At 61.0% G+C, this 25,127-nt stretch carries 26 protein-coding genes; 10 read left to right on the top strand and 16 right to left on the bottom strand.

Translation table 11 applies throughout. The features are described 5' to 3' along the window. Nucleotides 1-25 precede the first annotated feature (25 nt). The 8 genes from mgtA to HU759_RS15715 all read right to left on the bottom strand — a co-directional run bounded on the left by mgtA (nt 26) and on the right by HU759_RS15715 (nt 7,972). The gene (mgtA, locus tag HU759_RS15750; protein ID WP_170037503.1) at nt 26-2,740 is read right to left on the bottom strand and encodes a magnesium-translocating P-type ATPase; all 2,715 of its coding nucleotides are present in this window, start codon (nt 2,738-2,740) and stop codon (nt 26-28) included. Between the two features lie 235 nt (nt 2,741-2,975). After that, nucleotides 2,976-3,284 carry a hypothetical protein gene (locus HU759_RS15745; protein ID WP_099549718.1) on the bottom strand — a complete coding sequence of 103 codons (309 nt, stop codon included), beginning with the start codon at nt 3,282-3,284 and terminating at the stop codon, nt 2,976-2,978. Between the two features lie 318 nt (nt 3,285-3,602). Beyond that, complete coding sequence (locus HU759_RS15740) at nt 3,603-4,214, bottom strand: LysE family transporter (RefSeq protein WP_170037500.1); 612 nt, start codon at nt 4,212-4,214, stop codon at nt 3,603-3,605. Between the two features lie 72 nt (nt 4,215-4,286). Next, nucleotides 4,287-5,081 (bottom strand): AraC family transcriptional regulator, encoded by a 795-nt coding sequence (locus HU759_RS15735; protein ID WP_170037497.1) that lies wholly within the window; start codon nt 5,079-5,081, stop codon nt 4,287-4,289. 48 nt (nt 5,082-5,129) lie between these two features. Then, entirely contained in the window at nt 5,130-5,816 is a 687-nt protein-coding gene (gene arsH, locus HU759_RS15730; RefSeq protein WP_170037494.1) for an arsenical resistance protein ArsH, read from the bottom strand. Between the two features lie 12 nt (nt 5,817-5,828). Beyond that, nucleotides 5,829-6,299, bottom strand: a complete 471-nt coding sequence (locus HU759_RS15725) for an arsenate reductase ArsC (protein ID WP_170037474.1) — start codon at nt 6,297-6,299, stop codon at nt 5,829-5,831. A 13-nt stretch (nt 6,300-6,312) separates the two neighbouring features. Beyond that, complete coding sequence (locus HU759_RS15720; RefSeq protein ID WP_170037470.1) at nt 6,313-7,596, bottom strand: arsenic transporter; 1,284 nt, start codon at nt 7,594-7,596, stop codon at nt 6,313-6,315. A 19-nt stretch (nt 7,597-7,615) separates the two neighbouring features. Continuing rightward, complete coding sequence (locus tag HU759_RS15715; RefSeq protein ID WP_138454111.1) at nt 7,616-7,972, bottom strand: metalloregulator ArsR/SmtB family transcription factor; 357 nt, start codon at nt 7,970-7,972, stop codon at nt 7,616-7,618. A gap of 179 nt (nt 7,973-8,151) precedes the next feature. Between HU759_RS15715 and HU759_RS15710 the strand changes: the two genes are divergently transcribed. The 3 genes from HU759_RS15710 to HU759_RS15700 all read left to right on the top strand — a co-directional run bounded on the left by HU759_RS15710 (nt 8,152) and on the right by HU759_RS15700 (nt 9,446). Further along, on the top strand, nt 8,152-8,367 hold the full coding sequence (locus tag HU759_RS15710) for a hypothetical protein (RefSeq protein ID WP_017138831.1): 216 nt from the start codon (nt 8,152-8,154) through the stop codon (nt 8,365-8,367). 75 nt (nt 8,368-8,442) lie between these two features. Then, the gene (locus HU759_RS15705; protein ID WP_017138830.1) at nt 8,443-9,138 is read left to right on the top strand and encodes an AzlC family ABC transporter permease; all 696 of its coding nucleotides are present in this window, start codon (nt 8,443-8,445) and stop codon (nt 9,136-9,138) included. Further along, nucleotides 9,135-9,446 (top strand): AzlD domain-containing protein, encoded by a 312-nt coding sequence (locus HU759_RS15700; RefSeq protein ID WP_017138829.1) that lies wholly within the window; start codon nt 9,135-9,137, stop codon nt 9,444-9,446. The genes HU759_RS15705 and HU759_RS15700 overlap by 4 nt, the downstream gene beginning before the upstream one ends. Nucleotides 9,447-9,795: 349 nt before the next feature. Here the strand turns inward: HU759_RS15700 and HU759_RS15695 are convergent, their stop codons facing one another. Next, the gene (locus HU759_RS15695; RefSeq protein WP_170037467.1) at nt 9,796-10,443 is read right to left on the bottom strand and encodes a TetR/AcrR family transcriptional regulator; all 648 of its coding nucleotides are present in this window, start codon (nt 10,441-10,443) and stop codon (nt 9,796-9,798) included. A gap of 159 nt (nt 10,444-10,602) precedes the next feature. Here HU759_RS15695 and ggt point away from each other — a divergent pair, with 159 nt between their 5' ends. Next, complete coding sequence (gene ggt, locus HU759_RS15690; protein ID WP_170037464.1) at nt 10,603-12,327, top strand: gamma-glutamyltransferase; 1,725 nt, start codon at nt 10,603-10,605, stop codon at nt 12,325-12,327. 12 nt (nt 12,328-12,339) lie between these two features. On the opposite strand, the gene HU759_RS15685 is transcribed toward ggt, so the two are convergent. The 3 genes from HU759_RS15685 to HU759_RS15675 form a co-directional block, all read right to left on the bottom strand. Further along, nucleotides 12,340-12,885: an AAA family ATPase gene (locus HU759_RS15685; RefSeq protein ID WP_186616981.1), complete on the bottom strand. Its 546-nt coding sequence runs from the start codon at nt 12,883-12,885 to the stop codon at nt 12,340-12,342. Then, a complete protein-coding gene (gene pnuC, locus HU759_RS15680; protein ID WP_017138825.1) occupies nt 12,882-13,445 on the bottom strand; it encodes a nicotinamide riboside transporter PnuC in 564 nt (187 codons plus the stop codon). The genes HU759_RS15685 and pnuC overlap by 4 nt, the downstream gene beginning before the upstream one ends. Before the next feature lie 175 nt (nt 13,446-13,620). Continuing rightward, the gene (locus HU759_RS15675; protein WP_099549726.1) at nt 13,621-15,255 is read right to left on the bottom strand and encodes a methyl-accepting chemotaxis protein; all 1,635 of its coding nucleotides are present in this window, start codon (nt 15,253-15,255) and stop codon (nt 13,621-13,623) included. 224 nt (nt 15,256-15,479) lie between these two features. Between HU759_RS15675 and HU759_RS15670 the strand changes: the two genes are divergently transcribed. From HU759_RS15670 to HU759_RS15660, 3 genes are all read left to right on the top strand, one after another. Continuing rightward, nucleotides 15,480-16,310 (top strand): undecaprenyl-diphosphate phosphatase, encoded by an 831-nt coding sequence (locus HU759_RS15670; RefSeq protein ID WP_169986132.1) that lies wholly within the window; start codon nt 15,480-15,482, stop codon nt 16,308-16,310. Next, entirely contained in the window at nt 16,307-16,690 is a 384-nt protein-coding gene (locus HU759_RS15665) for a DUF1294 domain-containing protein (RefSeq protein WP_017138822.1), read from the top strand. The genes HU759_RS15670 and HU759_RS15665 overlap by 4 nt, the downstream gene beginning before the upstream one ends. A 121-nt stretch (nt 16,691-16,811) precedes the next feature. Beyond that, nucleotides 16,812-18,098 (top strand): amidase, encoded by a 1,287-nt coding sequence (locus HU759_RS15660; RefSeq protein WP_186616866.1) that lies wholly within the window; start codon nt 16,812-16,814, stop codon nt 18,096-18,098. Nucleotides 18,099-18,102: 4 nt separating this feature from the next. On the opposite strand, the gene HU759_RS15655 is transcribed toward HU759_RS15660, so the two are convergent. The 3 genes from HU759_RS15655 to HU759_RS15645 form a co-directional block, all read right to left on the bottom strand. Beyond that, nucleotides 18,103-18,456 carry an MmcQ/YjbR family DNA-binding protein gene (locus tag HU759_RS15655; RefSeq protein ID WP_017138820.1) on the bottom strand — a complete coding sequence of 118 codons (354 nt, stop codon included), beginning with the start codon at nt 18,454-18,456 and terminating at the stop codon, nt 18,103-18,105. Further along, entirely contained in the window at nt 18,453-19,361 is a 909-nt protein-coding gene (locus tag HU759_RS15650; protein WP_017138819.1) for a LysR substrate-binding domain-containing protein, read from the bottom strand. Before HU759_RS15650 ends, HU759_RS15655 begins: the two co-directional genes overlap by 4 nt. 113 nt (nt 19,362-19,474) lie before the next feature. Then, complete coding sequence (locus HU759_RS15645) at nt 19,475-20,854, bottom strand: NAD-dependent succinate-semialdehyde dehydrogenase (RefSeq protein WP_186616868.1); 1,380 nt, start codon at nt 20,852-20,854, stop codon at nt 19,475-19,477. A gap of 157 nt (nt 20,855-21,011) precedes the next feature. Here HU759_RS15645 and HU759_RS15640 point away from each other — a divergent pair, with 157 nt between their 5' ends. The 3 genes from HU759_RS15640 to HU759_RS15630 all read left to right on the top strand — a co-directional run bounded on the left by HU759_RS15640 (nt 21,012) and on the right by HU759_RS15630 (nt 23,958). Further along, the gene (locus HU759_RS15640; RefSeq protein WP_169986125.1) at nt 21,012-21,938 is read left to right on the top strand and encodes an AraC family transcriptional regulator; all 927 of its coding nucleotides are present in this window, start codon (nt 21,012-21,014) and stop codon (nt 21,936-21,938) included. A 129-nt stretch (nt 21,939-22,067) separates the two neighbouring features. Then, nucleotides 22,068-22,679 carry an FMN-dependent NADH-azoreductase gene (locus tag HU759_RS15635; protein ID WP_017138816.1) on the top strand — a complete coding sequence of 204 codons (612 nt, stop codon included), beginning with the start codon at nt 22,068-22,070 and terminating at the stop codon, nt 22,677-22,679. A gap of 241 nt (nt 22,680-22,920) precedes the next feature. Then, nucleotides 22,921-23,958, top strand: coding sequence for a dienelactone hydrolase (locus HU759_RS15630; RefSeq protein WP_017138815.1), 1,038 nt, complete (start codon nt 22,921-22,923; stop codon nt 23,956-23,958). Here HU759_RS15630 and HU759_RS15625 read toward each other — a convergent pair. Then, entirely contained in the window at nt 23,952-25,127 is a 1,176-nt protein-coding gene (locus HU759_RS15625) for an MFS transporter (RefSeq protein ID WP_186616869.1), read from the bottom strand. The genes HU759_RS15630 and HU759_RS15625 overlap by 7 nt on opposite strands.

The raw sequence follows: 25,127 nt of genomic DNA, 5'->3' as shown, positions 1-25,127 counted from the left end.
GCCACCGTTTAAACGGCGGGGGTGATCAGTACCACTGCTTGAAGCGGCGGATGTAGATCGTTTTCATCAGTTGGGCCACGCAGCAGTAGGCGAGCAGGGTACCGACCAGCCATGGGAAGTACGCCAGCGGCAGCGGCTCCAGGCCGACCAGGGTGCCCAGCGGCGAGAACGGCACGTAGATCCCCAGGCAGATGACGATAGTGGTCATCATCAACACCGGCCAGGCAGCCGTGCTCTGGAAGAACGGGATCTTGCGGGTGCGCAACATATGCACCACCAGGGTTTGCGAGAGCAGGCCCTCGATAAACCAGCCGGACTGGAACAGCGTCTGCATTTCTACGCTGTTGGCGCTGAACACGTACCACATCAGCGCAAAGGTGGTGATGTCGAAGATCGACGAGGTCGGCCCGATCCAGATCATGAAGCGGCCGATGTTTTTCGCATCCCACTTGCGCGGTTTGGCCAGGTATTCCTTGTCCATCTTGTCCCACGGCAAGGCCAGCTGGGAGATGTCGTACATCAGGTTTTGCAGCAGCAGGTGAATCGCCAGCATCGGCATGAACGGGATAAACGCACTGGCCACCAGCACCGAGAACACGTTGCCGAAGTTGGAGCTGGCGGTCATGTTCAGGTACTTCATGATGTTGCCGAAGGTTTCGCGGCCCTTGAGCACGCCTTCTTCGAGCACCATCAGGCTCTTTTCCAGCAGGATGATATCGGCCGATTCCTTGGCGATATCGGTGCCGCTGTCCACCGAGATACCCACGTCGGCATCACGCAGCGCCGGGGCATCGTTGATGCCGTCGCCGAGGAAGCCCACGGTGTGGCCGTTGGCTTGCAAGGCTTTGAGTACGCGGGACTTCTGCAGTGGCGTGAGCTTGGCAAACACTGTGCGTTCTTCGACGCGGCGCAGCAGGGTGGCGTCGTCCATCGCTTCGATTTCCACACCCAGCAGCGGCTGGCCGGGTTCGAGGCCGACCTGGCGGCAGATCTTGCTGGTGACCACGGCGTTGTCGCCGGTCAGTACCTTTACGGCTACGCCGATTTGTTGCAGTGCGGCAATCGCCGGGCCTGCGGTTTCCTTGGGTGGATCAAGGAAGGTCAGGAAACCCTGGATCACCAGGTTGCGCTCATCGGCCGTGGTGTACTGCTGGCGCGCCATGGATTTAGGGATATTGCGCGTCGCCACCACCAAGACGCGGAAGCCGTCTTCGTTGTAGTCGTTGGCCAATGCCAACAGTTCTTCACGACGTTGATCATCCAGCGGCACGGCGGTGCCACCTTCAAGCATGTGCGTGGAGATGCTCAACATCTCTTCCACGGCGCCCTTGCACACCAGCAACTGGTCGCCGGCCGTGTCGCGTACCACAATCGACAAGCGACGGCGTACGAAGTCGAACGGCAGTTCATCGACCTTGCTGTAGGCCAGTGGCAACTGGAACTTGGGGTTCTGCTCCGAGAACTGCACCACGGCCTGGTCCATCAGGTTCTTCATGCCGCTCTGGTGGAAGCTGTTGAGCCAGGCCAGGGACAGCACCGCGTCATCACGCTGGCCGAAGGCGTTGACGTGATGCTCGAGGATGATCTTGTCCTGGGTCAGCGTGCCGGTCTTGTCGGTGCACAACACGTCCATCGAACCGAAGTTCTGGATCGCATTGAGGCGCTTGACCACCACTTTGCGCTTGGCCATGGCGGTAGCCCCCTTGGCCAGGTTGGCGCTGACGATCATCGGCAGCATTTCCGGGGTCAGGCCCACGGCCACCGCCAGGGCAAACAGGAACGCATCGCCCCAGTCACCCTTGGAGAAGCCATTGAGGAAGAACACGATCGGCACCATCACCAGCATGAAGCGGATCAACAGCCAGCTGACGCTGTTCACCCCACGGTCGAAGGCGGTTTGCACGCGGGAGCCGACAATTGCCTTGGCCAGGGAGCCGAAGTAAGTGCGCGGCCCGGTAGCGACCACCACGGCCTTGGCGCGGCCGCTGACCACGTTGGTGCCCATGAAGCAGATGTTCGGCAGGTCCAGCAGGTTGCCTTGGTCGGCCGCCAGTGTAGAGGCGGATTTTTGCGTGACATCGCCCAGGGTGTCGTACTTCTCTACCGGCAAGGCTTCGCCGGTCAGCACGGCCTGGCTGATAAACAGGTCGCGGGATTCGATCAGGCGGATATCGGCCGGAATCATGTCGCCGGCAGACAGCTGCACGATGTCACCGGCGACCAGGTCGCGCATCGGCACTTCGCGCAGGATCGGCTGGCTGCCGACTTGCTCGCGGCGCAATACGGTGGCGGTGGTGCGCACCATGGCTTTGAGGGCTTCGGCGGATTTGGCCGAGCGGTGCTCCTGCCAGAAACGCAGCAGGCTGCTGAGCAGCACCATGGTCATGATGATGATGACCTTGGTCAAATCCACTTCTTCACCGGCCTGCAATGGTAACCAGTAGTCAGTGACAAAGCTGATCCCGGCGAGCGTCAGCAGTACATAGATAAACGGGTTGTTCAGTGCCTGCAGGAACTGGACGATGGCGTGAGGCGGCTTGTCGTGGGCCACTTCGTTGTAGCCTTCGCGTTGCAGACGTGCCGAGGCGTCCAGTTCGGTCAGGCCGTCCTGGGTGGCACGCACATTGGCGAGGGTGGCCGACAGGCCGTTCTGGGCTTCACGGGCGGCACGCATCGACAGTTTGGTGTCGGTGTCGGTGCCATTCTTTTTGTGCAGAGGCGTGTTTTTTACGGCGCTCATTATCTGTACTCCTGTCGCCAATTCTCGACAAAACATACCCGGTACTTACCTGAATACAGGCGAGCGAAAGCATGCCGAGCCGCGGACTTCGCGATCGGTTTAAATAGGGTGTTCACATAACTTCTACAGCGCCCGCCAAGTGCGCGTTAGTTAACTGGCGCGCAGCGGGCTACTACTGGATGTGTTCATAACGAACTCCAGAATAATTATCAGGAAGTTGCTGTTCCCAGCTGGTTTAAGCGGCGCGATTGCTCAGGTAAAAACCGAGCAACAGGCTGGCTTGAGCCAGGGTGGAAACCTGAGGTCTCTGCGGGTCTTGAGGGTCGGCGTGGTCCCAGTGCTGCAGCAATTGGCCGCTGGCAGGGCAGACACGCCAGTGCGCCAGCGGGGGAGCTGGGCGCAGCTGATCTTTACTGGCTAGGGGAGAGGGTGCAGCAAAGGCCGAGCGGGTAGGTGAAAAGCCAGCGGGCTCGCGGCACAGCTTGGCGCGCAGGGCTGCGGCTAGCGTGCGAATGTCAGGCAAAACAATCAGTTGAAAGGTCATAACACACCTCGGGACCGGACGGGCGACCGGTGAGGCAGTTACGGTGGAGCATCAAGCTCTAGCGCAGCTTACCGGACCTGGAAGGCGAGTCCTGTCATATTCTGGGTTTGGCGCCCGATGCCCGCGTGAACGGTGCTCGGACAGCGACTAGATACTGTGTCCATTGGCTTCTTTTGTGAGGTTTAAAAAAGGCCCCAGTTGTGGGCAGGGGCAATCTACTTAGCTGGTTGCAAAATGTCAACGCAGGATGAGTTAAATTACCCTGTGTTCAGAGTTCATTCAGATAAGAGGCGCAGACAAGTTTCACCTTATATAACTTCATATGCCTTGCGCGGCTAGAACTGCCAGATAAATCAATACCACACCACAGGCGCCATAACTGATGCGTTGCCATAACGCTGAGGCGTTCTTGCGCAGCAGGTTGACCAACGCTGCAATCAGAAAGCAGGACAACACCGAGGCCAGCATAAAGCCTGCAAAAAACATCAGCGTTTGCCCATGGCTGGGCGCAGCCCCGACGATGCCGGACAAGGCGCTGCCCAGCGCGCCCCAATAGACGATGTTTTTCGGGTTAGCCAGTGAAATCGCCGCGCCCACCGCCAGCGCATTTTTCCCGGAGCTGGCGGGCGCGTCGCTCGCCTCGGGCAAGCGCCAGGCATCAATCAAGCTGCGGATACCCAGCCAGGCCAGGTACAGCGCGCAGACCACCGTGAGCGGCACACGCACCGCGTCATGCTGGATCAGCAGGGCGATGCCGGTAAGGCCGATCACTGCCCACACCGCATCGCCTACCAGCGAGCCGATCTGCACCAGCAAGGCCGGGGTAAAACCGTGCAGCAGGCCCCGGCGCAGCGTCTCTGCCAGCACGGCGCCGGGCGAGAGGCAAAACACAAAACCGAATGCTAGCGCGTAAAAGAAGATCGTCAACATGCCCGCGTTCCTTCAAGAGAGGGCGGGCAGTGTGGCGGCAGGTGGGGCAGGCGTCTTGAACCAGATTGCGCTTCAGCGTTTAAACAACACGCTTTGATAGCGGCCGGGCGTGATGCCATAGGCGGCGCGAAAATGCCGGTTGAGGTGGCTTTGGTCAGCAAAGCCCAGGTCATGGGCGACTTCGCTGGCCGCTATGCCATTGCGCAACAAGCCTTTGGCGCGGCGGGTGCGCAGTTGCATCGCCCATTGCCGCGGGCTGAGCCCGGTTTCCTTCTGGAAGGCGCGCAGCAGGTGAAATTTGGACAATCCCAGTTCATCGCCGAGGTGGTCCAGGGGCAACACTTGATGCAAGTGCGCAGCGAGCAATTCCTGGGCGCGGCTGATCATGCTTTTGCCCGTTGCTGTGCTGCCGGGTACACGCACACCACTGACGCCGACCACCTCACCCAGTAGCAACACCAAGGCTTCCTCATTGAGATCGCGGACCAATGCATCGGTACTCAAGGCACCTTTCACCGCCGCAGCCAGGCGCTGCGCCAGATCAGGCTGAAAGCACATCGAACGATCGAACTCCAGCTGCGCCAAACCAAGGTCAGCGGCCAATTGATCGGCTGTGGCATACAGGCTGACAAACTGCCAGGGCGCGCCTTGCGCCGCGCCACCGCCCTGGATCTGACCGGGGTTGTACAGCGTAATGCTGCCCGGCCCGGCTTTGAATTCGCGGCGGTCGAGCCAGACCTTTTCCTCACCGACCAGGTTGACGCCGATCACGCATTCATCGTGGCTATGGCGGGCAAAGGTCAGGCCGGTGCAGTCGGTGCTGCTGACTTCGTAGTTGCCCAGCCAGGCGTGGTGCAGAGTGCTCATGATTCAGCTCAGGATGCGGTTGGCACGAGCATACGCCAGCAGGGCCGCTCAAATCGACCGTTGGTTGACACGCTGCGACAGCTCATCGGCGCTTTCCTTACGCTCTGAATAGCGGTCCACCAGCTCCGGGCGATCACGCAGCAAAACGGTGAACTTCACCAACTCTTCCATCACATCCACCACGCGATCGTAAAGCGCCGATGGTTTCATGCGGTCCTGGTCATCGAACTCCATGAACGCCTTGGGCACCGAGGATTGGTTGGGGATCGTGAACATGCGCATCCAGCGCCCCAGCACGCGCAGTTGGTTGACGGTGTTGAACGATTGCGAGCCGCCGGACACCTGCATCACCGCCAGCGTTTTGCCCTGGGTCGGGCGAACGGCGCCGAGGGCCAGCGGCACCCAATCGAGCTGGGCCTTGAACACTGCCGACATCGAACCGTGGCGCTCGGGCGAGCACCACACCTGGCCTTCGGACCATTGCATCAGGTCCAGCAGCTCCTGGACTTTAGGGTGATCGATGGGCGCATCGTCGGGCAACGGCAGGCCCGAAGGGTTGAAAATTCGCGTGTCGGCTCCGAAGTGGCGCAACAGCCGCGCGGCTTCTTCCACCAGCAAGCGGCTGAATGAGCGCGGGCGTGTGGAGCCGTAAAGCAGCAGGATGCGCGGCGGGTGGCCTGGCCCGACAGGCAGCGGGCCTGCGAGGGTGCTGTTGAGGTTGGGCAGGGTGGTCATTATATTCTCCGGTTAAAGCGCTGCGATGCGGGCCAGTTCTGCCTTCAACTCGGCAGCGCTGAGTTGGGCGAAGGGCAAGGCCAGGAACGCCTTGCAACGCCTTTCGATGGTGCTGAGCGTGGCCTTGAAGGCGGCGTCTACACGGGCCTCGTCACCCTGAACATCCGACGGGTCTTCCAACCCCCAGTGCGCCTTCACCGCCGGCCCGAAATACACCGGGCAGGCTTCACCCGCAGCTTTATCGCACACGGTAATCACCACATCCGGCGGGCTGCCCTCAAAGGCCTCATTGCCCTTGCTGTACAAGCCTTCGGTACTGATGCCCGCTGCCTGCAACGTGCTCAGGCTGCGCGGCAGTACCTGGCCCTTGGGGAAACTGCCGGAGCTGATCGCCTCGAAACCTGCCGGCGCCAGGTGGTTGAACATCGCCTCGGACAAGATGCTGCGGCAGCTGTTGGCGGTACACATGAACAGGACTTTCATAGCGGTATTTCCTTCAGAGACTCAGGCGCAAGGCGAGGGCGGCGAGGGTGATCAACAGCACCGGCAAGGTCAGCACGATGCCGACCTTGAAGTAATAACCCCAAGTGATGGTGATGCCTTTGCGCGCCAGGATATGCAGCCACAGCAAGGTGGCCAGGCTGCCGATCGGGGTGATTTTGGGGCCCAGGTCGCTGCCGATCACGTTGGCGTAGATCATCGCGTCCTTGACCACGCCCACGGCATGGCTGGACTCGATCGACAGCGCGCCGATCAGCACCGTCGGCAGGTTGTTCATCGCCGACGACAACAGCGCCGTCAGCACGCCGGTGCCCATGGCCGCGCCCCACACGCCGTAGGTGGCAAAAGTGTCGAGCCAGGTCGCGAGGTAGGTGGTCAGGCCGGCGTTACGCAGGCCGTAGACCACCAGGTACATGCCCAGGGAAAAGATCACGATCTGCCACGGCGCTTCTTTCAATACTTTGCGCGTAGAGATCTTGTGGCCCTTGGCGGCGATCACCAGCAGCAATACGGCGCACACGGCGGAAATTGCACTGATGGGAATGCCCAGCGGCTCTAGCGCGAAACAACCCACCAGCAAGATACCCAGCACCCACCAGCCCGCGCGGAAGGTCGCACGATCATGGATGGCGCTGGCGGGGTCTTCCAGGTCGGCCGGGTCGTAGGCCTGGGGAATATCGCGGCGAAAGAACCACAGCAGTACCGCAAGGGTGGCGGCGACACTGACGAAGTTCACCGGCACCATTACTGCTGCGTACTCGTTGAAGCCGATCTTGAAGTAATCCGCCGAGACGATATTCACCAGGTTCGACACCACCAGCGGCAAGCTCGCGGTATCCGCGATAAACCCAGCGCCCATGACAAACGCCAGGGTGGCCGCCGGGGAAAAGCGCAAGGCCAGCAGCATCGACATGACGATGGGCGTGAGGATCAACGCGGCGCCGTCGTTGGCAAACAGCGCCGAGACCAGCGCGCCCAGCAACACCATATAGGCAAACAGCCGCCGGCCACGCCCACGGCCCCAGCGCGCCACGTGCAGAGCGGTCCAGGCAAAGAAGCCGGCCTCGTCGAGCAACAGGCTGATGATGATCAGCGCAACGAAGGTGCCGGTGGCGTTCCAGATGATGTGCCACACCACCGGAATATCCGCCAGGCTGATCACCCCGCAGGCCAGGGCCAGAATGGCGCCCATGCTTGCACTCCAGCCGACCCCAAGGCCTTTGGGCTGCCAGATGACCAGAACGATGGTGAAGATAAAAATGCCAATTGCGACAAGCATGAATAAACGCTCCGATGGCTCAGCAGCAGGTGCTGGCCCGTTGTGGTCGGTCACCCATGGCATCAAGACGCTGCGCGTCGTGGTGCAACCAGGGTTGGTTGGCTTGCAAGGTAGTGTCCAGCACTTGCGTGACCCAGGCGGGCAGTGCCGGGTTGATGCGGTAGTAGATCCATTGGCCCTGACGACGATCCAGCAGCAGCCCGCAACTGCGCAGTTGCGCCAGGTGCCGGGAGATCTTTGGCTGGCTGTCGTCCAGAGCATGGATCAGTTCGCACACGCAAAGTTCGCCTTCGCGCAGGATCAATAACGTCAAGCGGGCGCGAGTCGCGTCAGCCAGGCATTTGAACAGGGTGGGCGGTGAGAAGGGGGCCGACATGATCAGGGTCTTCTTTGTATATGGTTATCCGAATATACGAATATACATATATGTAGGTCAATTCCTGAATTCGATTGATGTGGATCAAACCCCGCTCAATCCACCACAAGTGACTGAAATTAAAATGAAACACGAATGTCCTAAAGTGCCTGCCCATTGCTGATGAAGGATGAACCCGCGTGACCCGTGCCACTCGCAACCTGCGCAAGACCCTCGATTCCGTCGCGGACAATAACGAAACCGCGGCGTTTGACCTGATGCGCGCCGTCGAAAAGCTCGGCGATGAAGTGCTGCGCCAACGCCTGCTCAACACCATTCACCGGCTCAATCAGGACGCCCATGAATTGCGTGAGGCGCGCGACTCGGTGGAGCAGGTATCGGTCAAGCTCGCCTGAGTGAGCAAGATCGTTCAAGACAACCCGCTTTAAACGCTGGCATGCTTGTCGACTGTCTGTCGATGAGCCGTCTCCATGCCCACTGCCTTACCGCATTACGCCTTCGCCCGCGGCGCTATCGCCGTTATCCCGTTATCCCTGGCCTGTGCGCCGTGGGGGCTGCTCGCCGGCTCCATGGCCATTGATGCGCAGTTTACCCCGCTGCAGGCCCAGGGCTTGTCCGCCATCGTGTTTGCCGGTGCCGCGCAGCTGGTGGCCATCGGCATGGTCAAGAGCGGCGCCAGCCTGATCTCGATCGTGCTGACCACGTTGCTGCTGACTTCCCAACATTTGCTCTACGGCATGCACATGCGCCCGACACTCTCGTCACTCAACGCCCGCTGGCGCATGAGCCTGGGCTTTCTGCTGACCGATGAGTTCTTCGCGCTGGTCAACCACTATGACCGCGAGACGTTCAATCGCTGGTATGCGCTGGGGGTGGGCCTGACGTTCTACATCGCCTGGAACCTCTTCACCCTGGCTGGCATCGTGCTTGGCAAAAGCATTCCCGGGCTTGACCAGTTGGGGTTGGAGTTTTCGATTGCCGCCACCTTTATCGCGTTGATCACACCCGTGGTGCGTGATGTGCCGACGGTTGTGTGCGTGGCGGTGTCGTTGCTGTTTTCGGTGTGGTTGAGCTTTTTGCACTGGGAGTCGGCGGTGGTGGTGTCCGGGGTGTTGGGCATGAGTGCGGGGTTTGCCTGCAAGCGGCTGGGGGTAGGGCAGAAGTGATCTACATCATGATTGTGGCCATGGGGCTGGTGGTTTTCCTTAACCGATACCTGTTTATCGAGCCGCGCCTGCCGGTACGGCTTAATCGGGGGGCGCGGGAGTTCCTGGGGTTTGCGGTGCCGGGCATGCTGACGGCGATCTGCGGGCCGATTATTTTTCTCGCTGATCACACGCTGAATTTGAGCCCGACGAATCCTTACTTGCTGGCGGGAGTCTGCGCGGTGGCCTTGATGTTTTGGACGCGTAGCGTGTTGATTACGGTGCTGTTGAGCATGGGATTGTTTTATTTGTTTCGGTGGTGCTTTTGAGAGGGGCTATGGGTGTATATCCGTTGCTGCGGTGACGGATATGTACACCAAAAGACCGCCATCGCAGCGTAGGCATCTACACAACCGGTTAACACGAAGTCTGTTGTAAGTGGGCTGTTGTGGCGAGCAGGCTTGCCCTGCGTTGGGCTGCGAAGCGGCCCCAGTAAAGGCACTGCAATTTTCCTGAAAGAACTCAGCGACTGGGTTTGGGGCTGCTTCGCAGCCCAACGCAGGCGGTGCGACGATTCGACAAGCCTGCTCGCCACAGGAGAAATTGGCTGCCTTCAAAAGTTGTGTAGATACCTATGGCCATCGCAGGCAAGCCAGCTCCCACAGGATGAGCCGGTTGCTACAGTGGAATCGGCGTTACACCACGCAGCACCAAGTCACTGATAAACCCCAGCCAATCCTGCTGATGCTCCTTATCCCCCAAGTCTTCACCCAGGAACGAACTGAGCGTGTGGCGGTTGGAGTTGTAGAAGTAGCAGAGCGAGGCAATCATCAAATACACGTGCTTGAGGTCGAGGTCCTGGCGAAACACACCTTGGGCCTGGCCGGCTTCGATGATCGGGCGCAACACGCCAACCGCTTCGCCCGACAGCCTGCGCATTTCGCCGGACTGCTGGGCATGCTTGCCCTGGTGCAGATTCTCGATGCTCAGGATCGCCACGAACTCGGGGTGCTTGACGTAGTAGCTCCAGATAAATGCCACCCGTTCACGCAAGGCTTGCACGGGGTCTCCCAGGTCCAGCTTGAGTTTGCTTTCGGCTTTATTGAACTGTTCATAGACATGTTCCAGCACACAGACGAACAGGTGTTCCTTGCTGCCGAAATAGTAATAAAGCATGCGGTCGTTGGAGTCGGCGGCCTTGGAAATAGTGTCGACGCGCCCACCGGAATAGCCGTCGCGAGTGAACACCTTGACTGCCGCCTGCAAGATACGCGCACGTGTCTGGTCGGCCTGTTGCGCTCGAATTCCGGTCTTCTTGATCGCCATCACAAAGCGCCTTGCCGCCAGTCTGGGCGCGAAATATAGCATGGGCTTTTTCGTGCCCGTTCTATGACCGACAAGTTCTGTAATAAAAACGCCATTGCGCTGGGGATTGGATCCTAGTCGGGCTATTTTGGTGCACCTCAATAAATAGAGTAGCCATGGATGAAATACCAACCCTTCAGCCGTACCCTGATTGCCACTGCGCTGGTGTTGACGGTCAACGGCGTGCAAGCCGCCTCACAGGCCCCGGTGGCCGGTGAAAACGGCATGGTGGTGACCGCCCAGCATTTGGCCACTCATGTTGGCGTGGATGTACTCAAGGCCGGCGGCAACGCGGTGGATGCGGCGGTTGCCGTGGGCTATGCGCTGGCCGTGGTGTACCCGGCAGCGGGCAACCTCGGTGGCGGCGGCTTTATGACCGTGCAGCTGGCAGATGGGCGCAAGACTTTCCTGGACTTCCGTGAAAAAGCCCCGCTGGCGGCCACTGCCGACATGTACCTGGACAAAGACGGCAAGGTGATCGACGGCCTCAGCGCCAAGGGCCACTTGGCCGTCGGCGTACCCGGCACCGTGTCCGGCATGGAAACCGCGCTGAACAAATACGGCACCCTCAAGCGCGCCCAGGTGATTGCGCCGGCGATCAAACTGGCCGAAAACGGCTTTGAACTGGAGCAGGGCGATATCGACCTGCTGCACACCGCCACCGGCGAGTTCGAAAAAGACAAAGACCTGCGCGGGATCTTCCTGCACAACGGCCAACCGATGCAGGTCGGCCAGAAACTGGTGCAGAAAGACCTGGCCAAGACCCTCAAGGAAATCTCCGCCAAGGGCACCGACGGCTTTTATAAAGGCTGGGTGGCCAAGGCGCTGGTGGATTCCAGCCAGGCCGGCAAGGGCATCATCACCCAGGCCGACCTCGACAAATACAAGACCCGCGAACTGGCGCCCATCGAGTGCGATTACCGTGGCTACCACGTGGTCTCGGCACCGCCGCCAAGCTCCGGCGGTGTGGTGATCTGCCAGATCATGAACATCCTCGAAGGTTACCCGATGGCCGACCTCGGCTATCACTCGGCCCAAGGCCTGCACTACCAGATCGAAGCGATGCGTCACGCTTACGTGGACCGTAACAGCTACCTGGGTGACCCGGATTTCGTCAAGAACCCTATCGCGCACCTGTTGGACAAGGACTACGCCGCCAAGCTGCGTGCCGCCATTGAGCCGCAGAAGGCGGGTGATTCCCAGGCGATCAAGCCGGGTGTGTCGCCCCATGAAGGCAACAACACCACGCACTATTCGATCGTCGACAAGTGGGGTAACGCGGTGTCCGTGACCTACACCCTCAACGACTGGTTCGGTGCCGGCGTGATGGCGAGCAAGACCGGGGTGATCCTCAACGATGAAATGGACGACTTCACCGTCAAGGTCGGTGTGCCGAACATGTACGGGCTGGTGCAGGGCGAAGCCAACGCCATCGCACCGGGCAAGGCGCCGCTGTCGTCGATGAGCCCGACCATCGTCACCAAGGATGGCAAGGCGGTGATGGTGGTCGGTACGCCGGGCGGCAGCCGGATCATCACCGCGACCTTGCTGACCATCCTCAATGTCATCGACTACAAGATGAACATCCAGGAAGCCGTGGACGCGCCACGCTTCCACCAGCAGTGGATGCCTGAAACCACCAACCTGGAAACCTTCGCGGTAAGCCCTGACACCCAGAAGATTCTGGAAAGCTGGGGCCACAAGTTTGCCGGCCCCCAGGATGCCAACCACTTGGCGGCGATCCTGGTGGGCGCGCCTTCGCTGGGCGGCAAGCCGGTGGGCAACAACCGTTTCTACGGGGCTAACGACCCACGCCGCAATACCGGATTGTCGCTCGGTTACTGAGGCGGGAGGTATTTATACAGGTGGTGCCTGGCACGGCTGGGCAAGCAGTTGCTCGACCGCCTCAAAGGCTATGGCGCGGCGTGCTTCCCAGTCGCCACGAATCACCAGGGCGGGTTGCTGATGCTGTTCGATCCAGTCCAGGCTGCCCTGGAAAAACACCCGGCGATCCGCCAGTTCCGGCTGGCAGCGCTGGCCGTCGGCGCTCCATTCCACGTCCTCGGGGGACAGCAACAGGTGCAGGTCGTAATGGCGGGCCAGCAACTCATCATCCAGCCACGCCGGGTAATCACCGAACAGGGTCTGGCTCCAGAGTTTGTTGGTCAGCAGGTGGGTGTCGAGGATCAGCAGGCGAGGCTGCTCGGCGCGCGCAGCGTCTTCCCAGGCCAGTTGGCCACGGGCGATGGCCGGGATGTCCGCCAGGGTAGTGTCGCGCTGGTAATGGTCGATGAAGTAGCGCACGTATTCACCCACCATCAACCCACCGAAACGGGCGTGCAGTTGCGCGGCCAGCCAGCTTTTGCCGCTGGATTCGGGGCCGGCCAGTACCACCACTTTCATGCGTGCAACGCCGGGTCGGCGCGCCATTCACGCCAGCCTTGTACGGCGATCGCGGTGAACAGTGCATACAGCGCGGCGGTAAGGTAGAGGCCTTTGTAGAGGAACAGGCCGACGAAGATCACGTCCACGGCGATCCACAGCGGCCAGCATTGCACGCGTTTTTGCGCCATCCACATTTGCGCCACCAGGCTGAAACCGGTGAGTGCGGCGTCGAGCCAGGGTTGCGCGGCATCGGTCCAGTGGGCCATGGCGGCGCCGAGCAGGCCACTGAACACGGCACCGACGGTGAGGCTGACCATGATCGCGGACCAGCCCAGGCTGGTGACCTGGCGACCCTGCGCGACCTCACCGGCGCGGGTCCACTGCCACCAGCCGTAGAGTTGCAGGGCGGCGTAGACCACTTGCAGGAGCATGTCGGAATAGAGTTTTACGTCGAAGAACACCCAGGTGTAGAGCAGCACCATCACCAGGCCGATGGGCCAGCACCAGGGGTTTTGCTTGACCGTCAGCCAGACAGCGATCACCCCCAGGGCGGCGGCGAACAATTCAAGCCCGGACATGGCGGTTCCTTGGGAGAGTGGGTGAGGGCGGTGATTGTAACCAAGATGGTGGGACGGAGGAATGCTCGTTCCCACGCTCTGCGTGGGAATGCATCCCCAGACGCTCCGCGTCAGGCCTGGACGCAGAGCGTCCGTGGCGGCGTTCCCACGCGGAGCGTGGGAACGAGCATGAGTGCTAGATCTTGAACTGGCGCAACAACCCTCCAAGCTGCTCACTCAACCCACGCAAATGCGCGCTCGCCACACTGGACTGCTCCGCCGCCAGCGCCGTGCTGTGGGACAAACCCGCCGCCTGGGTGACGTTCTGGTTGATATCCTCCACCACGTGCGCCTGTTGCAAGGTCGCGCTGGCGATCGAGGCATTCAGCCCATTGAGGTTGCGCAACGCCTGGCCAATGGCGGTGAGGCTCGCACCTGCCTGGCCAGCTTGTTCAATGGTCAGTTGCGAGGCACTGTGGCTGTCGCTGATCACTTTGACCGCCGCTTCCGAATGCCCTTGCAGGCGCTCAATCATCACCTGGATTTCGGCGGTGGATTTCTGCGTGCGCTGGGCCAACAGCCGCACTTCATCGGCGACCACGGCAAACCCGCGACCCTGTTCACCGGCACGCGCCGCCTCGATGGCGGCGTTGAGGGCCAACAAGTTGGTCTGGTCGGCAATCGAACGGATCACTTCCAGCACACCACCAATCTGTGTGCTTTCACTGGACAGCGTGCGGATCACCTCCACGGCCTGGCTGATGGTGCTGGAGAGCTGGTCGATCTGTTGCAGGCTGCCGTCGATATTCACCTGGCCCTGCTGCGCCTGGGCCTGGGCGTCGCGCATTTCGCTGGCGGCATGCTCGGCATTTTTTGCCACGTCCTGCACGCCATAGGTCACTTCGTTGATCGCGGTAGCCACCAGCTCCATCTGCTGGGATTGTTGCTGGCTACGGTCGTGGGCCTGGCTGGCATTGGTGCCCAGTTCCGTGGAAGATTGGCCCAGCGCGTTGGCACACTCCTGTAACTGGCCGACCACCTGGCGCAGCTTGGCGGTAAAGCTATTGAAGTGCTGCGACAATTGAGTGACCTCGTCGCGCCCGTGGGTGTCGAGGGTGCGGGTCAGGTCGCTTTCGCCGCTGGCAATATTGCCCATGGCATTCACTGCCGCCTGCAATGGATGCACAATGCTGCGCGCGATCAGGATCACCAACAGCGCCATCAGCAGCGCAATGCCCAGGCCGATCAACGAGGCTTTCCACACCTGGCCGGTGAATTCGGCCTGCACATCGTCCACGTACACGCCCGAGCCGATAATCCAGCCCCACGGCTCGAACAGTTGGATATACGAGGTCTTCTCCACCGGCGCGTCGGCGCCCGGTTTGGGCCAGCGATAGTTGACGATGCCGGCGCCCTTGGCCTTGGCCAGGAGCACAAATTCATTGAACACCGCAAAACCGTCCGGGTCGCGGATGGCCGAGAGGTTCTGGCCGTCGAGCTTGGGGTTGGCCGCGTGCATGATCATCACGGGCGTCAGGTCGTTGATCCAGAAGTAATCATCGTGGTCGTAGCGCAAGCCACGGACTGCGCTGAGGGCTTGCTGTTGCGCGGCCTCGCGGGTGAGAACGCCGGTTTTTTCAAGGTTCTGGTAGTAAGCCAGCACGCCGCTGGCGGTTTGCACCACGTGCTGGGTCTGCTGGCGTTTGGCCTGGTAGAGGTCGCCATGGATCTGCTTTAGCATCAACAGCCCCAAGGTTAGCAGCATCAACACGGCGACTATCAGGATCAGCCAAAGACGGCGGCTGATCGACATGCTGCGCAAACTGTTCATCGTCCTGTCACTCCGTGCTTTTTATAATTGTGTGCTGCATCGACAATTCCAGCTTGTCTGATAGGCTTTCGGCCTGTAATCGAAAAACCTGAGTACTCCCTGATTTTTCACGAAATTTTTGCGCACGGCTGGTGAAAATCCGCAGCGCATCACGATTGCACGTGGTCAGTGAACATTAAAAAGACAGACAAGGCATGCCGCAGCGCATGACCTTTGGGGGATACATGGATTTTTGGACCGCCATACAGGCATTGATTCTTGGCGTGGTGGAGGGGCTGACCGAGTTCCTGCCGATCTCCAGCACCGGGCACCAGATTATCGTCGCCGACTTGATCGGCTTCGGCGGAGAACGCTTTGAAGCGTTCAACATCATTATTCAACTGGGCGCGATCCTCGCGGTGGTCTGGGAGTTTCGGCGCAAGATCCTCGACGTGGTGATCGGCTTGCCGACCCAGCGCAACGCCCAGCGCTTTACCGTCAACCTGATTATCGCAGTGCTGCCGGCGGTGGTGTTGGGGGTGATTTTTGCCGACCTGATCAAGCATTACCTGTTTAACCCGATCACGGTGGCCACCGCGCTGGTGGTGGGCGGGGTGATCATGCTGTGGGCCGAGCGCCGCCAACATGCAGTGCACGCTGAAACGGTGGATGAGATCACCTGGAAAGACGCGCTCAAGGTCGGTGTGGCCCAGTGCCTGGCAATGATTCCAGGCACTTCGCGCTCCGGCGCGACCATTATCGGCGGCCTGTTGTTCGGCCTGTCGCGCAAGACCGCCACCGAGTTCTCGTTCTTCCTGGCCATGCCGACCATGGTCGGCGCTGCCGTGTATTCGGGCTACAAGTACCGTCACCTGTTCCAGCCCGATGACGTGCCGGTGTTTGCTATCGGCTTTGTCACCTCGTTCATCTTCGCGATGATTGCGGTCAAGGCGTTGCTCAAGTTCATCGCCAGCCACAGTTACGCGGCGTTTGCCTGGTATCGGATTGCGTTTGGCCTGGTGATCCTGGCGACCTGGCAGTTTGGCTGGATCGACTGGACGGCGGTCAAGCCATGAGCATTCAACACCCGCGCTTGAAGGCGTTCATCTTTGTTTTGCTATGCGCCGCGCCGCTGACTGGCGCGGCACTGTTGTGGCATCGCGGCGAGACGCTGATCCCGCTGGCCGCCTATGGCGTGGTCAGCGTGGTGGCGTTTTTCCTGTACTGGGGCGACAAACGCAAGGCCCAAGCCGAAGGCCCGCGCGTGCGCGAAAATATCCTGCATGCCGTGGAGCTGGCGGGCGGTTGGCCGGGGGCGCTGATTGCCCAGCAGGTGTTTCGCCACAAGACGCGCAAGGTGTCGTATCAGGTGCTATTCTGGGTGATTGTGTTGCTGCACCAAGTGTTCTGGCTGGACCAGCTGTTCCTGGGCGGCACGCTGCTCTCGGTTTTATAGTGTTGAGGTGTCTGGGATATTTCCTACGCGATTGCGGGAGGCAGCTTACCCAGACGGCCCTGTAAACCGGCAGCAGGCTCGCGTTATGCTTCGGGCACTTGAGCGCACGGGGCCCACACGAATGTCTTTTTCAGATTCATTGCTCCATCATTCGGCAACTGAGCTTGCAGCGCTGATTCAACAGCGCAAGTTTACTTCCACCGCCATCGTCAGCTTTTACCTTGCGCGTATCGAGGCGCTCAACCCCTCGGTCAACGCGCTGGTGCAGGTCTGTGCCGATACGGCGTTGGCCGATGCCTGGGCGGTTGATCGTGCTATCGCCCAAGGCGAGTATGGCGGCGTGTTGCAGGGCGTTCCCTTCACGGTCAAAGATGTTTTCGATACCCGTGGGGTAGTGTCGGCAGCGGGTCTGGTTGATCGGGCTCATTATTGTCCTCAGCACGATGCTGTTGCAGTGACGCGCATGAAAGCGGCCGGCGCCATTCTTTTGGGTAAAAGCAACTGCCCGCCGGGCGGTGGCGGTGGAGTGACCGATAACCCGGTCTACGGCGCTACCCGTAACCCCCATGCGCTGTCCCATGGCCCCGGCGGCAGCAGCGGTGGCGAAGCTGCTGCGGTGGCTGCCGGCCTTTCGCCGCTGGGACTGGGCAGCGATTCCGGTGGCAGCCTGCGCATACCGGCGCATTTTTGCGGAGTCAGTACCTTGAAGCCCACCACGGGCCGGGTGCCCAACACCGGGGTTTTCGATCACCCTGGTGGGTTGAGTGATAGCCGCAGCCAGATCGGCCCGATGGCCCGGCATGTCGAAGACTTGGACCTGGTGTTCCGGGTGATCGCCGGTGAGGATGGGCACGATTGTGGGGTGATTCCAATGCCGCTGCCGGATATGCCTCCACAGGCACTGAATGGTTTGCGCGTCGCCTGGTACAGCGAGGGCGGCATCGAACCGGTAGACACGTGTACCCAGGTCACGCTGCAGGTGGCTGCCGACCTGCTGGCAGGTGCGGGCGCCGTGGTCCGTCAGGCGTTCCCTTCGGCATTGCGTAATGCTCGCGATATTACCGAGCGCTACTGGGCAATGGGCAAAGGCTCCGGGGCACAGGCGATACAGTTGCTCTCGGATTGGGATCAGTTTCGCAGTGCCATGCTGGGGTTCATGGCGGACTACGACATTATCCTGTGCCCGGTTGACGCGGCCCCGGCGCCGCTGCTGGGCACCGCCCGGCCAGGGTTGTTCAGCCATACGCTGCCATACAGCCTGGCCGGCTGGCCCTGTGTGGTGGTGCGCGCCGGTACTGCTGACTCGGGTTTGCCGGTGGGTGTACAGATCGTTGCACGGCCCTGGCACGAGCATTTGGCGCTGGCGGCGGCGATGGCCATTGAGCGCGCACTGCCGTTTGCGCGTTGAACCATCAATCCAGCTTCAGTCCCACCTGCGCGCGCTTGGGCAATTTGCTTACCACCAACTGGTGCGAGCGCTGCAACAGGCCACGCAGTTCCTCGGCGCCCAGCGGGTAGGGCGTGTTCATGATCACCCACTGCGCCCGCGCCAGGTACGGCGCGGGGTGGATGCCAGGGCGGTCCACATGGCCGAGGAACAGCTCCTTGTCGACCTTGAACGCCAGCGAGTCACCGCGCAGGTTCTGCAGGGCGAACATCTTGTTGCCGGCAATCGAGAACACGCGCACGCCGCCCCACTTGTAGTCTTCCCGCGCGCCGGGCAGGCCCAGGCAGAATGCCGCGACTTGTGCTTCGCTCATCTTCATAGCAAACGGTCTCCGCAACCCTTGAAGGCTTCTTCCAGATAGTCGATCCAGGCCCGAATCGCCGGTAACACGCCACGGCGGTGCGGGTAGACCGCCTGCAACCAGCCGCCCGGCGAAGACCATTGCGGCAGCAACTGCACCAATTGGCCGCTGGCCAGCTCCTCTTCGCAATACATCATTGGCAGCAGGGTAAAGCCCAGGCCCTGCAAGGCGCAGGCTTTGCGCACGATAAAGTCGTCGATGCCCAGGCGCGCTTCCATGGATAAGTTTTCGGTATTGCCCTGCGGGTCGATCAACCGCAAGTGCACCAGGCGATCGGCCTCAAGCGCAGCGAGTACCGGCAATTGCTTGAGATCGTCCGGGGTGTTGATTTGGCGGCCTTGCAGGAACTGCGGGCTGGCCACCAAGACTGTCTGGGCCTGGCGCAGGCGCTTGGTCACCAGCAACGGGTCTTCATCGCCCAACTCGCGCACGCGCAGGGCCACATCGATACCTTCGGCCACCAGGTCGACGCGTCGGTTGACCAGGGTCATCTCCAGCTGCACCAGTGGGTGAGCGGCGAGAAAGCCGGCAACGATGCCTGGCAACATGTGCTGCGCCATGCCCACCGGACAACTCACGCGCAGGCGCCCGCGGGGTTCGCTGGACATGCTGGCCACGGCCTCGTCGGCCATTTCCGCTTCCAGCAGCATCGCCTGGCAATGGCGCAGGTAGCGCTCGCCGACGGCAGTGAGGGTCAATTGCCGCGTGGTGCGTTGCAACAGGCGGGCGCCAAGGCGTTCTTCCAGTTCAGCGATGCGCCGCGACAGCCGTGACTTGGGAATCCCCAGCAGCCGGCCGGCCGCCGCAAAGCCGCCGGCTTCGACGACTTTGGCGAAGTAGTAGAGGTCGTTGAGGTCTTGCATGGTCAACCTATTGTCCTGTCAGTGGGACGAACTATCCGCGTGTGGCGTGCGCAAATCCAGCCTAAAAAAAAGCCAGCACCTTGCAGGCACTGGCTTTTGGAGGGTGAGAGGGCTTAGAACTGCGCCCCCGCCATCAACACATACTTCACGTGCACGTACTCCTCGATCCCGTAATAGCTGCCTTCACGCCCATAGCCGGACTGCTTGATGCCACCAAACGGGACCGACGCCGTGCCCACAGAACCCGAGTTGAGGATCACCATGCCGGCCTCCAGTTGACGTGACAGGCGCAACGACCGGCCCAGCGCGCTGGTGTAGGCATAGGCCACCAGGCCGAACTCGGTCTGGTTGGCGCGGGCGATGACTTCTTCTTCGTCCTTGAACGAGTAGACGGCGAACACGGGGCCGAAGATCTCCTCGGTCGCCAGCGGTGAATCGTCCTGCAAGCCTGTCAATACGGTCGGTTCATAGAACAGCCCGCCCTTGGCGTGGGGTTTGCCGCCCATCAGCACGTTGGCGCCCGCCGCCTTGGCGTCCTCGACCAGACGCACGACTTTGTCAAAACCCAGTTGATTGACCAGCGGCCCGACCACAAAGCCTTCGCGCAGGCCCTGGTCCACTTCGATGTTGGCGACGGCAGCCTTCATGCGTTCGATAAAGTCTTCGAGAATGCTGTGCTGCACAAAGATCCGGTTCGGCGAGATGCACACCTGGCCCGAGTTGCGCAGTTTGGCGCCGACCAGTCCTTTTACCGCTTCATCCAGGTTGGCGTCCTCAAACACAATAAACGGCGCATTGCCGCCCAGCTCCAGGGTCATCTTCTTGATAGTCGCTGCGCACTGCGCTGCGAGCAATTTGCCCACACCGGTGGAGCCGGTGAACGAGATCTTGCGGATACGTGGGTCGCCAGTGAGGATCAGGCCGATCTCCTTGGGATCACCCACCACCACTTCAAGCACACCGGCTTCGATACCGGCCTTGCGTGCGTAGTCCAGCAGCTTGAGGGCGGTGAGCGGTGTGTCTTCGGCGGGCTTGATCACCATGGTGCAGCCGGCGGCCAGGGCCGTGGCGACTTTGCGGGTGATCATCATGAACGGGAAGTTCCACGGCGTAATGGCCGCTACGGGGCCGATGGCTTCTTTGGTCACCATGACATTGGCATTGCGGTCGTGGGTGGGAATGGTGTCGCCATAAACGCGTTTGGCCTCTTCGGCGTACCACTCGATAAAGCCCAAACCGTAGTCGATTTCACCTCGGGCTTCGCTCAGGCACTTGCCGTTTTCGCGGCACAGCAGTTCGGCGAAGGCCTCCTTGTCCGCCTTAACGCTGTCGTGCCAGCGGCGCAGAATGTCGCTGCGCTCCTTGGCGAGTTTGCCGGACCATTCGGGGAAGGCGGCGCAGGTGCGGTCAACGGCGGCCTTGACCTGGGCTGAGGTGTGCTTGGTCACACGGCCGATTTCTTCGCCAGTGGCAGGGTTGTAGACGATAAGCATGGGCAAACTCCGAAGGCTGAAAGTGCTGTTTCAGGCTACGGAACACTGCGGTTTGAGCGAATATCCATTCCAATGTGCTGATTGCCTATTCCTATGAGTGCATAGCCATACCGGTGTTTGCGCAGTACCGTGCTGTTTTCGCCAGGAGCCATGCGCCATGGGCCGCACCCAAAAAATCATCGAGCTGATGGGGCGCTTGGCGCCTGTCGAAGGCTATAACCTGAGCGCTCTGGAGGATGTGCGTTTCCTGCGCTCAAATCGGCCGCTGCACCGGGTGTCGGTGCTGTACGACCCCGGCATCGTGATCGTCTGCCAGGGGCGCAAGCGCGGTTACCTGGGTGAAGAGATTTACCTGTACGACGCCCAGCATTACCTGGTGGTGTCGGTGCCGGTGCCGTTCACCATGGAAACCGAGGCCAGCGAAGCAGAGCCGATGCTGGCGGTGTACTTGCGCCTGGATTTCACCCTCGCCGCCGAATTGATGTTGGCGCTGGATGCGTTTCCCGAATTGCTCGAAGCCAAGCCGCGCGGCATGTATTCCTCGCCCATGGACGACAAACTCAGTGAGTCGCTGCTGCGGTTTCTCGAAGCCATGAGTGCGCCGATGGAGGCACAGGTTCTCGGCCCCGCGCTGATGCGCGAGATCTACTACCGCATCCTTACAGGCGAGCAGGGCGGTTCGATGCGCGCCGCGCTTAACCGCCAAGGCCAGTTCGGCAAGGTGGCACGCGCAATCCGCAAGATTCATGGGGACTACCACCAGCACCTGGACGTGGAAGCGTTGGCGCGCGAGGCGATGATGAGCGTGCCGAGTTTTCACGCGCACTTTCGCACGGTCACCGACACCTCACCGATGCAATACCTCAAGTCCACGCGCCTGCACCAGGCGCGCTTGTTGATGCTGCGCAACGACATCACTGCCGCCACGGCATGTGCCCAGGTGGGCTATGAAAGCGCCTCGCAGTTCAGCCGAGAGTTCAAGCGCTTGTTCGGGCGTACGCCCCAGGAGGAGATTCAGTGGATGAAACGCACCTATGCGCTGCCGGCGCCTACGTCGGCATCGATTTATGTGTCTTCGCACTGAGTTGGCGAGCTGATTGTCCTGCTGGCAGGACGAACAATCACATTTGTGCCGTCTAATCGACTATTGGGTTCATGTGTAGGATTAACTTCATTCGATCGCCCAGCCGCGATCCTCACTTGGAGAACCCGCATGAAACTGTTGCATATCGATTCCAGCATCCTCGGCGACAACTCGGCTTCGCGTCAGCTCAGCGCTGGTGTGGTCAAGGCCTGGCAAGCGGCTGAGCCAGGTGTGGAAGTGACCTATCGTGACTTGGCTGCCGAAGGCATCAGCCACTTTTCCGGCCTGACCCTGGGCGCCCTGGGTACCGCTGCCGAATTGCGCGACGCCGTACAAAAACACGAGGCCGAACTGAGCGCTACGTCCCTGGCTGAATTCATCGCCGCCGACGCTGTAGTCATCGGTGCGCCGATGTACAACTTCTCGGTGCCGTCCCAGCTCAAGGCATGGATCGACCGTATTGCCGTGGCCGGCCAAACCTTCCGTTACACCGAAGCCGGCCCTGAAGGCCTGTGCGGCGGCAAGAAGCTGATCATTGTTTCCACCGCTGGCGGTCTGCATGCGGGCCAGGCGAGCAATGTGGGGCACGAGGATTACTTGAAACTGGTGTTTGGCTTCCTCGGCATCACTGATATCGAATTTGTCCGCGCCCAAGGCTTGGCGTACGGTGAAGAAGTTCGCAGCAAGGCCTTGAGCGACGCCAACGTAGTGATCAACGAACAATTGTTCGCCGCCGCGTAAGGCTTGTGTAAAGTTCGCCTCTGTTCGGTTCCAATCTGAACCGGGGCGCCTAAACTCTGTATTCTGATCGCCTGAACGCGACCGGAGTACGGAGTTTTTTCGTTTACCCGCTGTCATTACTTTGGCCCAGGTTATGCACGCATGGGTTTATCACCCGGAGCGAGTGCCTTGGCCCATGGACTTTTCAAACCGACATGCCGCGGGTGTTGAACGTGGTCACGCAGCAAAGGTGGACATCCCCATGATGCGTCTTTGTGCTGTTTTGGTTCTTTCCCTGCTCGGTGGCCTGATTTCAGTGCACGCCGCCCCGGCGCCGCACCCGCATTGGAGTGTGGGCTTTCATCGCATGAGTTTTCTCGACCCGCTGGATCAGCAGCCGATGAACGCCATCGCGTTCTATCCGTCCACCGATGACGAGCATTCCACGCAGTTGGGTCCCTACCACGTGGCTGCCACCCAGGATTCCAAAGTGGCCATCGGGCGTTTCCCGATGCTGATGTTGTCCCACGGCAACACCGGTACACCGCTGGCGCTGCACGACCTGGCCACTTCGCTGGCGCGCAAAGGGTTTGTGGTGGTGGCCGTTTTGCATCCCGGCGACAACTACAAGGATCACAGCCGCCTGGGCACGGTGAGCAACTTGTACGGGCGGCCGATTCAGATTTCCGCAGCCATTACCGCGACCCTGGGCGACACGATGCTGTCGCCGTTCGTCAATGTCGACCAAGTGGGGGTCATCGGTTATTCCGCCGGCGGCGAAACCGCGCTGATCCTGGCCGGTGCCAAGCCGGATTTCGACCGCCTGCGCCGCTATTGCCAGGAGCGCCCGGAAGACCGCGACGCCTGCACCACCAAAGGTGAGCTGGTGGTCGACCGTGAAGACCTGCAGCCGCAAGCCGACCCGCGTATTCACGCCTTGATGCTGATGGCGCCGTTGAGCCTGATGTTTGGCCGCCACACGCTGGCCGATGTGCACGTGCCGGTGCTGCTCTACAGTGGCGACGGCGACAAGCTGGTGGCCGTGGACAAGAACGCCGCTGCCCTGGCGCGCAAACTGCCGCAGCCGCCGGATTTCAAACTATTGGCCGGGGCCGGGCACTTTGTGTTCATGGCGCCGTGTGACAGCGACCAACTGCTGGCCATGCCGGCGATTTGCACGGATGCCGACGGTGTCGACCGCGAAGGCATCCACCGCGACCTGATCTCGGAGGCGGGGCGCTTCTTCGTGCATACCCTGGGTCAGTCGACCCGCGCCGGTTTGCAGACCGCTGATCAGTAAGCGCGGCGCTTGAGCTGCACGGTCAGGCACAGGGCCGTGACCGACAGCAGCGCGGCGCAGAAGAAGATCCAGCCATAGCCGAGGTTCAGTGCCACGGCGCCCATCAATGGCCCGGCAATCGCCAGGGCCAGATCAAAAAACACCGCATACGCACTCAGCCCCGCGCCACGGCTGCTGTTGGGCACTTGCTTGATGGCCTCCACGCCGAGCGCCGGGTACACCAGCGACAAACCGAAGCCGGTCAGCCCGGCGCCGATCAGCGCCACACCGGTGGAGGGCGCCAGCCACAACAGGGTCAGGCCGACGGTCTCGATGGTCATGCAGGCAATCGCCGCGCTGAACCCGCCGAAGCGGCTGATGGCGGAGATAAACACCAGGCGCGACAAGATAAAACACACGCCAAACACCGTCAGGCAGTACGCCGCACCGACCCAGCCACGGTTGAGGTAATACAGGGTGATAAAGGTGGTCAGCGTGCCGTAGCCGATAGACGCCAGGCACAGGCTGGCGCCAAACGGCGCGATGCGCCCGAACACCGACCAGAATGGCAGCCGCTCGCCACGCACCACCGGCACCGACGGTTTATTGCGGATCAGCACCAGGCCCAAGGCGGCCAACACGGACAGCGCGACGCCCAGGCTGGTGTAGCCATAGTCGGCCACCATCACCACGCCCAGCGGCGCGCCAATCGCGATGGCGCCGTAGGACGCGATGCCATTCCAGGAGATCGAGCGCGCCGTGTGTTCGGCACCGACCGCGCCCATGCACCAACTGATGGTGCCAACGCCGATCAGGCCTTGGGCCACGCCGAGCAACAGCCTGCCGACGATCAACACCCCAAGGCTCACGGCGGGGATGCTTTCAAGCAAGGTTGCGAAAAATGTCAGCACGCCACTGACCAGGATGCCGGCCAAACCCAACACAATGGCGCGTTTGGTGCCGACGTTATCCGACATGCGCCCAGCCATCGGGCGGCTGAGCAGGGTGGCCAGGTATTGCGAGCCGATGGTGACCCCGGCGACTACGGCGCTGAAGCCCAGTTGTTCATGCACATAGCCTGGGATCACCGCAATTGGCAGGCCGATGCAGATAAACGCGATAAAGGTGTAGAAGACAATGGAGACGATCTGCAGGGTGATCGACAGGGAGTTGGGGGCGGCGGCAGGCAT

The organism is Pseudomonas sp. OE 28.3, assembly GCF_014268205.2.
Classification (GTDB): domain Bacteria; phylum Pseudomonadota; class Gammaproteobacteria; order Pseudomonadales; family Pseudomonadaceae; genus Aquipseudomonas; species Aquipseudomonas edaphica.
Note: the sequence above shows the minus strand (reverse complement) of the source record. Positions and strands in the feature narration are given on the sequence as shown.

What these genes read in the sequence shown, in the direction of transcription:
- HU759_RS15715 (WP_138454111.1), bottom strand. Translation starts at nt 7,972, where the DNA reads ATGTCGGCCCCCTTCTCACCGCCCACCCTGTTCAAATGCCTGGCTGAC.
- HU759_RS15655 (WP_017138820.1), bottom strand. Translation starts at nt 18,456, where the DNA reads ATGAAGATGAGCGAAGCACAAGTCGCGGCATTCTGCCTGGGCCTGCCC.
- HU759_RS15675 (WP_099549726.1), bottom strand. Translation starts at nt 15,255, where the DNA reads ATGAACAGTTTGCGCAGCATGTCGATCAGCCGCCGTCTTTGGCTGATC.
- arsH (WP_170037494.1), bottom strand. Translation starts at nt 5,816, where the DNA reads ATGACCACCCTGCCCAACCTCAACAGCACCCTCGCAGGCCCGCTGCCT.
- HU759_RS15745 (WP_099549718.1), bottom strand. Translation starts at nt 3,284, where the DNA reads ATGACCTTTCAACTGATTGTTTTGCCTGACATTCGCACGCTAGCCGCA.
- HU759_RS15725 (WP_170037474.1), bottom strand. Translation starts at nt 6,299, where the DNA reads ATGAAAGTCCTGTTCATGTGTACCGCCAACAGCTGCCGCAGCATCTTG.
- HU759_RS15670 (WP_169986132.1), top strand. Translation starts at nt 15,480, where the DNA reads ATGGATTTTTGGACCGCCATACAGGCATTGATTCTTGGCGTGGTGGAG.
- HU759_RS15650 (WP_017138819.1), bottom strand. Translation starts at nt 19,361, where the DNA reads ATGCAAGACCTCAACGACCTCTACTACTTCGCCAAAGTCGTCGAAGCC.
- pnuC (WP_017138825.1), bottom strand. Translation starts at nt 13,445, where the DNA reads ATGTCCGGGCTTGAATTGTTCGCCGCCGCCCTGGGGGTGATCGCTGTC.
- HU759_RS15665 (WP_017138822.1), top strand. Translation starts at nt 16,307, where the DNA reads ATGAGCATTCAACACCCGCGCTTGAAGGCGTTCATCTTTGTTTTGCTA.
- HU759_RS15630 (WP_017138815.1), top strand. Translation starts at nt 22,921, where the DNA reads ATGATGCGTCTTTGTGCTGTTTTGGTTCTTTCCCTGCTCGGTGGCCTG.
- HU759_RS15740 (WP_170037500.1), bottom strand. Translation starts at nt 4,214, where the DNA reads ATGTTGACGATCTTCTTTTACGCGCTAGCATTCGGTTTTGTGTTTTGC.
- HU759_RS15645 (WP_186616868.1), bottom strand. Translation starts at nt 20,854, where the DNA reads ATGCTTATCGTCTACAACCCTGCCACTGGCGAAGAAATCGGCCGTGTG.
- HU759_RS15640 (WP_169986125.1), top strand. Translation starts at nt 21,012, where the DNA reads ATGGGCCGCACCCAAAAAATCATCGAGCTGATGGGGCGCTTGGCGCCT.
- HU759_RS15705 (WP_017138830.1), top strand. Translation starts at nt 8,443, where the DNA reads ATGCCCACTGCCTTACCGCATTACGCCTTCGCCCGCGGCGCTATCGCC.
- HU759_RS15635 (WP_017138816.1), top strand. Translation starts at nt 22,068, where the DNA reads ATGAAACTGTTGCATATCGATTCCAGCATCCTCGGCGACAACTCGGCT.
- HU759_RS15695 (WP_170037467.1), bottom strand. Translation starts at nt 10,443, where the DNA reads ATGGCGATCAAGAAGACCGGAATTCGAGCGCAACAGGCCGACCAGACA.
- HU759_RS15735 (WP_170037497.1), bottom strand. Translation starts at nt 5,081, where the DNA reads ATGAGCACTCTGCACCACGCCTGGCTGGGCAACTACGAAGTCAGCAGC.
- HU759_RS15625 (WP_186616869.1), bottom strand. Translation starts at nt 25,127, where the DNA reads ATGCCTGCCGCCGCCCCCAACTCCCTGTCGATCACCCTGCAGATCGTC.
- HU759_RS15660 (WP_186616866.1), top strand. Translation starts at nt 16,812, where the DNA reads ATGTCTTTTTCAGATTCATTGCTCCATCATTCGGCAACTGAGCTTGCA.
- mgtA (WP_170037503.1), bottom strand. Translation starts at nt 2,740, where the DNA reads ATGAGCGCCGTAAAAAACACGCCTCTGCACAAAAAGAATGGCACCGAC.
- HU759_RS15720 (WP_170037470.1), bottom strand. Translation starts at nt 7,596, where the DNA reads ATGCTTGTCGCAATTGGCATTTTTATCTTCACCATCGTTCTGGTCATC.
- HU759_RS15685 (WP_186616981.1), bottom strand. Translation starts at nt 12,885, where the DNA reads ATGAAAGTGGTGGTACTGGCCGGCCCCGAATCCAGCGGCAAAAGCTGG.
- ggt (WP_170037464.1), top strand. Translation starts at nt 10,603, where the DNA reads ATGAAATACCAACCCTTCAGCCGTACCCTGATTGCCACTGCGCTGGTG.